The sequence below is a fragment of the uncultured Acetatifactor sp. genome, from assembly GCF_948601915.1.
In the GTDB taxonomy this organism is placed as follows: domain Bacteria; phylum Bacillota; class Clostridia; order Lachnospirales; family Lachnospiraceae; genus Acetatifactor.
On sequence record NZ_CAPDXS010000006.1, the window covers coordinates 18794 to 28345 of the forward strand.

Here is a 9552-nt window from a genome sequence, read left to right on the forward strand (position 1 = left end):
TGTTGTGGAAAAATCCCGGGGAATGGTTTATGATGGATAGGCAACAAAAGAATTCTGTACGGGAGGAATGACGAGGAGAAATGAGTTCGAGACCAATTCGTATTATTATCGTAGGCATGGGGGTCAGGTCCATGATTTACGCCCGTGAAGCATTGGCGCACCCGGATTTGTTCCAGATTGTGGGGGTGGTGGACGTGAACCCGGAACGGGTGCAGACGGCCCGGAAGACCTTCGGGATACCCGAGGAGCATTGCTTCTCCTCCGTGGCGGAGCTGGTGGCGGTGCCGAAGTTCGCGGACGGCGTCATCAACGGGACCATGGATCAGCAGCATGTGCCCACATCCCTGCCCCTGCTGCGGCACGGGTATGACATCCTGCTGGAAAAGCCCTTTGCGGTGAACATGTATGAGGCGGAGCAGTTATTGACCTGCGAGCATGTGACGGACAGGCATATCATGGTCTGCCATGTGCTGCGCTATGCTCCCTTTTACCGGAGAATCAGGGAAATCCTCACGGCAGGGGAAATCGGCAGGGTGGTGGACATCCGGATGGCGGAGCAGGTGAGCTATTTCCATGAGTCCGTGTCCTATGTGAGGGGAAAGTACGCCTCCCCGGAGATATGCGGCTCGGGGATGCTGCTGTCCAAATCCTGCCACGATATCGACATCATGACCTGGCTCATGCGGGGGAACGATCCCGTCAGCGTGTCCAGCGTGGGAAATGTGTTCCAATTCAAGCCCGAGATGGCTCCTGAGGGCGCGGGGAACTACTGCCTGGTGGACTGTCCCGTGGAGCGGACATGCCCTTACTCGGCCAGGTGCCTGTATATCGAGCATCCCCAGCGCTGGACAGGCAATATCTGGCACGATATCGGATACGAAGAGATCTCCGAGGAGGAGAAGGTGGCGGTCTTGAGCGACCCGGAGAACCCTTTCAGCCGCTGCGCCTACCGCTGCAACCTGCAGATCGTGGATCATCAGTCCATGCTGGTGTGCTTCGCCGACGGGGCCACGGGGACATTCTCCATGAACGGAGGCTCCTCCGCGTCGGGCAGGCATATCCATATCACGGGCACCAGGGGAGAGATCTACGGAATCTTTGAGGAAGAGTGCTTCAAGGTGCACCGCATCGCGCCGGATGCCCCCGGCGGCAGGACGACAGAGGTGGTGGACGTGTCCGAAGACCAGCACGGGAACGCCCACGGAGGCGGAGACCAGGCCATCATCCATGATTTCGTCACGCTGCTCCAGGGCCGGGAGCCATCCCCCTGCTGTACCACCCTGGACGATTCCATGACCGGCCACAGGCTGGTGTTCCGGGCGGAGGAATCCAGGAAGAGGAACGGGGCCATGGTCACGGTCTGAGGCTGGAATAAACTTCCCCGCGCTCTGCGCGGTAAAGCTCTGATCGAAGCAAGCTACAGGCAGGAAGCGTCTCTCAGGAGGCGCTTTTTTCCGCGGCTGCGCCTTTTCTTCTCCGCCCCGGCAGCTGGACCAGGATGATGGCCAGGAAGGTCAGGGCGCAGCCTGCCAGCTCCCTGGCGCTCAGGGTCTGGTGCAGGAGCAGCCATCCGGCGAGGGCGGAGATGACGGATTCCAGGCTCATGATCAGGGAGGCCACCGCGGGATTCAGATCCTTCTGCCCGATGATCTGGAAGGTATAGCCCAGGCCGCTGGAGAGGGCACCGGCGTATACGATGGGCATCCAGGCCGCAAGGATGCTGCCGAAATCCGGGCGCTCGAACAGAAGCATACAGATGGCGCCCAGAACGGCGTTGGTCAGTGTCTGGACGCAGGAGAGCTTCACGCCGTCCACCAGGGGCGAGAAATGGTCCACCGACAGAATCTGGACAGAGAAGACGACCGCGCAGGCGAAGAGATAGATATCGCCTGTCTGCAGACGGAAGTCCCCCTTCGTCATGCAGAGCAGATACATGCCCAGAGCAGCCAGCGCCACGGCAGTCCAGATGCGCAGGCCGATTTTCTTGCCCAGGAAAATCCCCAGCAGGGGCACGATTACCATGTACAGCGCGCTGATGAAGCCCGCCTTGCCCACAGTGGTCTCCCTCACGCCGAACTGCTGCAGGGTGCTTCCGCCGAACAGGCAGATGCCGCAGCAGATGCCCCCGATAAGCAGGAGCCTATGATTCTTCCTCCGGTCTGCGGGCTCCTGCGGCCTTTTGCCGCGCCTGTCTAAGACCGCCGCCATGGGCAGCAGCACCAACAGGGCGACGATGTTGCGGGCGGCAATGAAGGTAAAGGGGCCTACATAGTCCATTCCCACGCTCTGGGCCACAAAAGTAAAGCCCCATATCAGGGCGGCGGCAAACAGGATGGCGGATTGTCTCAATGCGGTTTTGTTTATCATGTCTTTCCTCATGTCTTTTGTCCTTCTGGCTTATAGAATCTTTTTGTGAGAAGCCAAAGAACAGTATAGCACAAATGTTTTCAAAGAATCAATGCGAAAATGTCTTTCCCGAAAAAGGAGCGGCTGGGGCGGCTCTGCCGCCTGATTTGGTCGTCAGTCGGACGTCTGCTTGAAGACGGGCTCAGCATACCGGAAATATAAAAAAGGTTTGAACAATATCCATGATTGTGTTATCATCAAGAATAGATATTTTCACGGAAAGGATGGGTTATGGATATGGGAATGACAATGACGCAGAAAATCCTGGCGGCCGCTGCCGGACTGGAAAAGGTGGAAGCCGGCCAGCTGATCGAGGCGAATCTGAACCTGGTGCTGGGCAATGATATCACCAGCCCTGTGGCAATCAAGGAGATGGACAAGTTCAAGGCCAGGGGCGTCTTCGACAAGGACAAGATTGCTCTGGTGCCGGATCATTTCGTGCCCAACAAGGACATCAAGTCCGCGGAGCACTGCAAGTGCGTCCGGGAATTCGCCAGGAAGAACGATATCACCAACTATTTCGAGGTGGGAGAGATGGGCATCGAGCATGCCCTGCTGCCGGAGAAAGGGCTCACCGTGGCCGGGGACGTGATTATCGGCGCGGATTCCCATACCTGCACCTATGGCGCGCTGGGCGCGTTCTCCACAGGCGTGGGCAGCACGGACATGGCTGCCGGCATGGCCACAGGCAAGGCCTGGTTCAAGGTGCCCGCCGCCATCCGCTTCGTCCTCACCGGCAAGCCCGCCAAATGGGTCAGCGGCAAGGACGTGATCTTACATATCATCGGCATGATCGGCGTGGACGGCGCGCTGTATAAATCCATGGAGTTTACAGGGGACGGCATCGCCAACCTGTCCATGGACGACCGCTTCACCATCGCCAACATGGCCATCGAGGCGGGGGGGAAGAACGGCATCTTCCCTGTGGACGAGCTGGCGGAGGCCTATATCAAAGAACATTCCGATAAACCGTATAAAATTTATCAAGCGGACGATGACGCGGTCTACGATGCGGAATATACCATCGATTTGAGTGCCCTTCGGCCTACTGTGGCATTCCCCCATCTGCCGGAGAATACCCGCACCATCGACGAGATCCGGCAGATGGAGCCCATTGCCATCGACCAGGTGGTGATCGGCTCCTGCACCAACGGCCGTCTGGACGACCTGCGGACCGCGGCGGAGGTGCTGAAGGGCAGACATGTGGCAAAGGGCATGCGCTGCATCGTGATTCCCGCCACCCAGGCCATCTACATGCAGGCCATGGAGGAGGGGCTGCTGAAGACCTTCATTGAAGCCGGGGCTATCGTAAGCACGCCCACCTGCGGCCCCTGCCTGGGCGGCTACATGGGCATCCTGGCGGAAGGGGAGAGATGCGTGTCCACCACCAACCGCAACTTCGTGGGCCGCATGGGACATGTGTCCTCGGAAATCTATCTGGCCAGCCCTGCGGTGGCGGCCGAGAGCGCGGTTGTAGGCGTGATTTCCGCGCCGGCGGAGGCATAGGACAACCCGAACCGATTGGGACGGAATCAAGCCGGCATTTTGATGGAAAGAGTTCGGATAGAATGCTCATTTCCGGTATCCGGAATGGGCAGGGAGAAGAGGCAGCAAGTAATATTTGGGAACATTTTTTGTAAGAAGGATTGAGTAAAAAGGAGCGCCCCGGAAGATGCCGCTGTTCTTTGCGGAAACGCTGCTTCAGCCGGGCGCGGAGGAGGAATATGAACGCAAAAGGAACTGTATTCAAATACGGAGACAATGTAGACACGGATGTCATCATCCCGGCCAGATACCTGAACAGCTCAGACCCTGCGGAGCTGGCGGCCCACTGCATGGAGGACATCGACAAGGATTTCATCAAGCGGGTGAAGAAGGGCGATATCATCGTGGCGGAGAAGAACTTCGGCTGCGGCTCCTCCCGGGAGCATGCGCCCATCGCCATCAAGGCCGCGGGGGTGAGCTGCGTCATCGCGGAGACCTTTGCCAGGATCTTCTACCGGAATGCCATCAACATCGGCCTGCCCATCATCGAGTGCCCGGAGGCTGCCAGAGGCATCGAGGCAGGGGATGAGGTGGAGGTGGATTTCGACTCCGGCGTCATCACAAATGTGACCAAGGGCACCAGCTTCCAGGGCCAGGCCTTTCCGGAATTCATGCAGCGGATCATCTCCTCTGAGGGGCTGATCAACTACATCAATAGCCAATCGTAGGATTCAGACCGAAACAAATAGAAAATATGTACGACAGAGCCTTGCAGACTACAGTCCACAGACTGCGAGGCTCTGTTTCCTCATAGGAGGCAAAACTCCTGAGGAAGGATGGAGACGCTGTGGAACAAATGGCCCTTCGGGACAATGTTTACGAGGGAAAGCGCTCCCGGAGGAGCGAGACAGTTCACATGTGAAAGGGATTGGAAAAGGATTATGGAGAAGGCTTCTTCCAAAAAATACGAAATCGATATGTGCAATGGCCCGCTGCTGGGCAAAATCATGATATTCTATGTACCGCTGATGCTGTCTGGCATCCTGCAGCTCCTCTTCAACGCGGCGGATATCGTGGTGGTAGGGCGCTTCGCGGGAAACCAGGCCCTGGCGGCGGTGGGCTCCACCGGATCGCTGACGAACCTCCTGGTGAACATCTTCATCGGGCTTTCGGTGGGCGCGAATGTGCTGGTGGCCCGGTATTATGGCGCAAAGCAGGACATCCAGCTGAAGGAGATGGTACAGACTGCCATCGCCACCGCTCTGGCGGGAGGAATCATCCTGATATTCCTTGGCTTTTTCCTGGCCAGACCGGCCCTGGGCTGGATGGGCACGCCGGATGACGTGATTTCCCATTCGGTTCTCTATATGCGCATCTACTTTGCCGGGATGCCGTTCATGATGGTCTACAATTTCGGCAGCGCGGTACTGCGGGCAGTGGGGGATACCAAAAGGCCTCTCTACTACCTGCTGATTGCAGGCGTGGTGAACGTGGTTTTGAACCTGGTATTCGTAATCGTCTTCCACATGGGCGTGGCTGGCGTGGCCACGGCTACGGTGGCCTCCCAGGCCATCTCCGCCGCGTTGGTGGTCAGATGCCTCATCTCCACGGACAGCCCCTACCGCCTGGAGCTGAAAGGGATGAAGATCGCGCCGGACAAGCTGCTCAGGATGATCCAGATCGGCGTTCCGGCAGGCATGCAGGGGGCGCTGTTCTCTATCTCCAATGTGCTGATCCAGTCCTCCGTGAACAGCTTCGGCTCCACTGCCATGGCGGGGAACACGGCGGCCAGCAACATCGAGGGCTTCGTCTACACGGCCATGAACGCCTTCTACCAGGCTGCCATCAGCTTCTGCGGCCAGAACTACGGAGCCAAGAAATATAAAAGAATCGGAAAAATCCTGCTGATATGCGAGCTGCTGGTGGTAGCGGTGGGCCTGGTCATGGGAAATGTGGCATATCTGCTCGGCGGTACGCTGTTAAAGCTCTACACCGTAGACCCTGCGGTAATCGAGTATGGCATCCTGCGGATGAGGATCATCTGCGTGCCCTATTTCCTCTGCGGCCTGATGGATGTGGCCGTGGGAGCGCTGCGCGGCATGGGCTACGCCATCATGCCCATGCTGGTGTCCCTGACCGGGGCATGCCTGTTCCGGGTGGTGTGGATATACTCCGTCTTCCGCAGCTACCATACGCTGGAGTGCCTGTATTATTCCTATCCCATCAGCTGGGGCCTGACCTTCGCGGTGCATCTGGTGTGCTTCCTGATAGTGTACAAGAAAGTGCTGAGGCGCAATCCCGGAGTGGCATAAGGAGAGAGATATGATAGCATATGTAAAAGGAACCGTTGAGGACATAACGGAAGACAATGCTGTAGTGGATGTGGGCGGAATCGGATACAATGTCAGAATTTCCGCGGACACGGCGGCCAGGCTCCCGGGCATCGGGGAGAGGGTGAAGCTGTACACCTATACCAGCGTCCGGGAGGATGCCATACAGCTTTTTGGCTTCCTGTCCAAAAACGACCTGGATATTTTTAAGAAGTGCATTACGGTAAGCGGCATCGGGCCCAAGGGCGGGCTGGCGATCCTGTCCGTGCTGGATGCGGATTCCCTGCGGTTCGCCATTCTGTCGGGGGACGTGAAGGCCATCACCAAAGCGCCGGGAATCGGGGCCAGGACGGCGGAGCGATTGATTCTGGAGCTGAAGGGCAAAATCAAGGTGGAGGACACCGCCATCGGCATGGAAATCCAGGGGGCACAGGCTGCGGGCGCGGCTGCGATGGACAGCCCCCAGAAGAGGGAGGCCGTGGAGGCACTGGTGTCCCTGGGCTATGGCCAGGCGGAGGCCGCCAAGGCGGTGAACGCCATCGAGGGCATCGAGGCCATGGATTCCGGGGCAGTGCTGAAGGCGGCGCTGAAGAAGATGTTCTGACGGGGGAGAGACCCTTATAAGGGCCTTTCCAATCTGGCGGGCGGCAAAATGAAAATCTTCCATGCAGAAAAAACGGCGGCTCCGATTTCCGGGAGCCGCCGTTTCGGGCGTGGTTACGCTTGCCTGTACGCCCGTTTTCCCTTGCCGTGGCGCGGCAGACAGTCCCTTACTTGACGGGGGTGACAATAGGCTTGCCGTCCTGATCCACCAGTACAGTCAGCCCGGTGCCATTCGCCTTATTATGGGAAGCCATCAGGTAATTCACGCCGGTTTCCGTATCCACTATGACCTTTGCCACATTTACGATGCCCTGGTTATAAATCTCTACAAAACGTTCTTTTGCCATACGCTCACCTCCTATCCGTCCTATCGATTGACAAACATAACCATACCACATAAATGCAGCCATATGTTTCAAATTGCCTGAATGGGCGGAAATATTTCCTGAACGGAATGGGGGACGCATCCCTCGCCCCGCAGCTCTTGAATGCGGCGGCGGGGGTGGGCACCCTCCAGCTCCATGTTGTAGCCATGAGCCTCCAGCCAGGCCAGGATCTCTTCGTACTGCCCGATGGCATCCTCTGTCCTTCCCATGGAAGCATACAGCTCGGCCTTGGAAAAGAGGCAGGAAATCTGAGTGGAATCGTTGGCATATGCCCTGTCCCAGCAGGAGAGGGCTTTTTCGCATTCTCCTGTCTGGGAGAACAGGTCTCCCGCCATGGTCAGGACATTTATGTCTTCGGCGTCCAGGCGGAGGGCCTCCTTAGCCTCTGCACAGGCCTCCTCCAGCCGTCCCGCCATTTTTTCTGTTCTTCCACGGCCTCCTCCAGCCGTCCCAGCTCATCCAGAAGCTTCGTAATCTGCTGGTGGGCGGACATCCAGAAGAGGCTGCTGCGGTCCCCCTCTGCAATGGCAAGGCGGTAATAACGCAGGGCCATTTGGGAATCCCTGCGGAAGCGCACATGGTATAACAGCCCATAGTTCACATAATCTTCCGTGGAGGCCTTCCCGTTCAGGATGACTTCCCCCAGGGCCTCTGCCGCCAGCCGGAAATCTTTTTCCCTACCGTTCTCGTCTGTATAGAAAGCCACCAGCTCGCTGCGCTCACTGCCATAGCCGGGATAGCGCCTGGCGCTGGCATCCTGGAACAGGCTGTCGATGGTCACGCCGAAGACCCCCGCCAGGGCGGGCAGCAGCGAGATGTCCGGAGAGGTGATGGCCTGTTCCCATTTCGAGACAGCCTGGCCGGAGACGCCGAGAAGCTCTCCCAGCGCCTCCTGTGACAGGTGTTTTAGCTGGCGCAGTTTACGGATATTGTCATAGAAGCGGAGGGCGATGGACAGCCATATGCCTGCTGTGAGAAGGAGCGCCAGCCTGGCGTCTCTCCGGAGCGAAGCGTACAGGGCCGTCAGGAATACCGTGCCGTCCGCCAGAAGCCTGACAGGCGCCAGGATGGCCATGTTCCTGTATGTCAGGGGATCCGAGGACACCCTGGCCGCCCATTCGGCCGACTGGCAGGACCCGAAAGCCTCATAGTCTTTTCGGAAAATGCGATCCACCACGGAGGCTTCATAGCGCAGGCCTTTCCGGAATATGACTATGTTCGTCAGGAAATCCACGGAGGGCATCAGCAGCAGGGAGAACAGGAAAGCCAGCGCAAGCTTCAGGAAGAGTCTGCTGTCGGCCAGGTTCCCGTTTCGGTACAGCAGCAGATCCATGATCTGCCCCAGCAATCCGGAGGTATACACCCCCACGAAACGGTAGTAGAAGTAGCTCAGATAGAGGGGCAGCGCCGCGGGCCACATTATCTTCCAGATATCCTTCAGCATTCCCCAATGGTTCTCAGTTTTCACGGACATGTACCAGACCTCCTTCCACATGTATGGCGCCGGACGCGCAGTCATCGTAAAGCGAAGTATGGGTCGCCAGCAGGACCGGACGGTGCTCCCCTGTCAACAGTTTCCGCAGGCTTTCGATGCCCGCCTGATCCAGAGAGGCCTCCGGCTCGTCCAGCAGCAGAAGCCCGCTTTTCTTCGACAGGGCCAATGTCAGCGCGATTTTCTTCTGCTGGCCGCCGGAGAGCCCGTTCAGCGGCCTGTCGAGGAGCCCGCCGTCTATTTTAAACTCTACCAGGCAGGTCTACAGACAGGCAGCGTCAAGGGTCTCCTCCGGAATCATTTCCAGCAATTCCCGGAAAGAGTCGGAGATCGGCAGGTACATCTGCGGGCACCATCCCGCGATCCGGCGCAGCGCCTCCCGGGAAAGGGGCTCTCCGCCCCGGGTGATGCGGGCCCAGCTTGCGCGGCTGCCGTTTAAGACGGAGAAGAGGGTGGACTTTCCGGAGCCGTTCGCCCCTTTTACCAGCCATATCCCCTTTGCGGGCAGGGCCATCTCCAGATTTTCATAAAGGGCGGAGGAACTGTCGGGGGCCCGGAATATCTGAAGGATCCGGTCCTCCGCGGCACGGCAGATTCCGCGGTCTGCCTTGAGCTTCCCCAGAATGGCTATGTATTGATAAAAAGAGGATGATAAAGCGTAACCTTCTATCAGCGCGGGCACAGAGCAGATGCCGCCTGCGGCCAGCAGGGCTCCCGACAGCAGAAAGCCCAACTGCTGCACCAGGGCCGCGCCGGAGTACAGGGCGGACTGGACGCTGGCGCCCGCTCGCAGACTTTGCGCAGATCCCAGATCGGAAGAGCACACGTCTGAACTCCAGTCACCAGATCT

At 58.3% G+C, this 9552-nt stretch carries 11 protein-coding genes; 5 read left to right on the top strand and 6 right to left on the bottom strand.

Annotated features, from left to right (window positions below; genetic code table 11):
• The first annotated feature begins 80 nt into the window (after positions 1-80).
• Positions 81-1364 (top strand): Gfo/Idh/MocA family protein, encoded by a 1284-nt coding sequence (locus tag Q2B33_RS01810; RefSeq protein WP_296476884.1) that lies wholly within the window; start codon positions 81-83, stop codon positions 1362-1364.
• A gap of 73 nt (positions 1365-1437) precedes the next feature.
• Here Q2B33_RS01810 and Q2B33_RS01815 read toward each other — a convergent pair whose 3' ends face one another.
• A complete protein-coding gene (locus Q2B33_RS01815; protein ID WP_296476881.1) occupies positions 1438-2367 on the bottom strand; it encodes a DMT family transporter in 930 nt (309 codons plus the stop codon).
• Positions 2368-2643: 276 nt separating this feature from the next.
• On the opposite strand from Q2B33_RS01815, the gene leuC reads away from it, so the two are divergent.
• From leuC to ruvA, 4 genes are all read left to right on the top strand, one after another.
• Entirely contained in the window at positions 2644-3912 is a 1269-nt protein-coding gene (gene leuC / locus Q2B33_RS01820) for a 3-isopropylmalate dehydratase large subunit (protein WP_300573189.1), read from the top strand.
• 218 nt (positions 3913-4130) lie between these two features.
• Entirely contained in the window at positions 4131-4619 is a 489-nt protein-coding gene (gene leuD / locus Q2B33_RS01825) for a 3-isopropylmalate dehydratase small subunit (protein ID WP_296476875.1), read from the top strand.
• A gap of 213 nt (positions 4620-4832) precedes the next feature.
• Positions 4833-6203, top strand: coding sequence for an MATE family efflux transporter (locus Q2B33_RS01830; RefSeq protein ID WP_300573193.1), 1371 nt, complete (start codon positions 4833-4835; stop codon positions 6201-6203).
• Between the two features lie 10 nt (positions 6204-6213).
• A complete protein-coding gene (gene ruvA / locus Q2B33_RS01835; protein ID WP_300573196.1) occupies positions 6214-6825 on the top strand; it encodes a Holliday junction branch migration protein RuvA in 612 nt (203 codons plus the stop codon).
• Positions 6826-6991: 166 nt separating this feature from the next.
• Here the strand turns inward: ruvA and Q2B33_RS01840 are convergent, their stop codons facing one another.
• From Q2B33_RS01840 to Q2B33_RS01860, 5 genes are all read right to left on the bottom strand, one after another.
• The gene (locus Q2B33_RS01840; RefSeq protein ID WP_296476866.1) at positions 6992-7171 is read right to left on the bottom strand and encodes a DUF6440 family protein; all 180 of its coding nucleotides are present in this window, start codon (positions 7169-7171) and stop codon (positions 6992-6994) included.
• Between the two features lie 68 nt (positions 7172-7239).
• Positions 7240-7626 (bottom strand): hypothetical protein, encoded by a 387-nt coding sequence (locus Q2B33_RS01845; RefSeq protein ID WP_300573200.1) that lies wholly within the window; start codon positions 7624-7626, stop codon positions 7240-7242.
• Entirely contained in the window at positions 7557-8684 is a 1128-nt protein-coding gene (locus Q2B33_RS01850) for a helix-turn-helix domain-containing protein (protein ID WP_300573203.1), read from the bottom strand. Before Q2B33_RS01850 ends, Q2B33_RS01845 begins: the two co-directional genes overlap by 70 nt.
• Positions 8668-8958, bottom strand: a complete 291-nt coding sequence (locus Q2B33_RS01855) for an AAA family ATPase (RefSeq protein ID WP_330684800.1) — start codon at positions 8956-8958, stop codon at positions 8668-8670. Before Q2B33_RS01855 ends, Q2B33_RS01850 begins: the two co-directional genes overlap by 17 nt.
• 6 nt (positions 8959-8964) lie before the next feature.
• On the bottom strand, positions 8965-9384 hold the full coding sequence (locus Q2B33_RS01860) for an ATP-binding cassette domain-containing protein (protein WP_300573206.1): 420 nt from the start codon (positions 9382-9384) through the stop codon (positions 8965-8967).
• Positions 9385-9552 lie beyond the last annotated feature (168 nt).

Excerpts from the sequence above, each read along its gene's own strand:
- Q2B33_RS01810 (WP_296476884.1), top strand. The coding sequence starts at position 81 with ATGAGTTCGAGACCAATTCGTATTATTATCGTAGGCATGGGGGTCAGG.
- Q2B33_RS01815 (WP_296476881.1), bottom strand. The coding sequence starts at position 2,367 with ATGATAAACAAAACCGCATTGAGACAATCCGCCATCCTGTTTGCCGCC.
- leuC (WP_300573189.1), top strand. The coding sequence starts at position 2,644 with ATGGGAATGACAATGACGCAGAAAATCCTGGCGGCCGCTGCCGGACTG.
- leuD (WP_296476875.1), top strand. The coding sequence starts at position 4,131 with ATGAACGCAAAAGGAACTGTATTCAAATACGGAGACAATGTAGACACG.
- Q2B33_RS01830 (WP_300573193.1), top strand. The coding sequence starts at position 4,833 with ATGGAGAAGGCTTCTTCCAAAAAATACGAAATCGATATGTGCAATGGC.
- ruvA (WP_300573196.1), top strand. The coding sequence starts at position 6,214 with ATGATAGCATATGTAAAAGGAACCGTTGAGGACATAACGGAAGACAAT.
- Q2B33_RS01840 (WP_296476866.1), bottom strand. The coding sequence starts at position 7,171 with ATGGCAAAAGAACGTTTTGTAGAGATTTATAACCAGGGCATCGTAAAT.
- Q2B33_RS01845 (WP_300573200.1), bottom strand. The coding sequence starts at position 7,626 with ATGGCGGGACGGCTGGAGGAGGCCTGTGCAGAGGCTAAGGAGGCCCTC.
- Q2B33_RS01850 (WP_300573203.1), bottom strand. The coding sequence starts at position 8,684 with ATGTCCGTGAAAACTGAGAACCATTGGGGAATGCTGAAGGATATCTGG.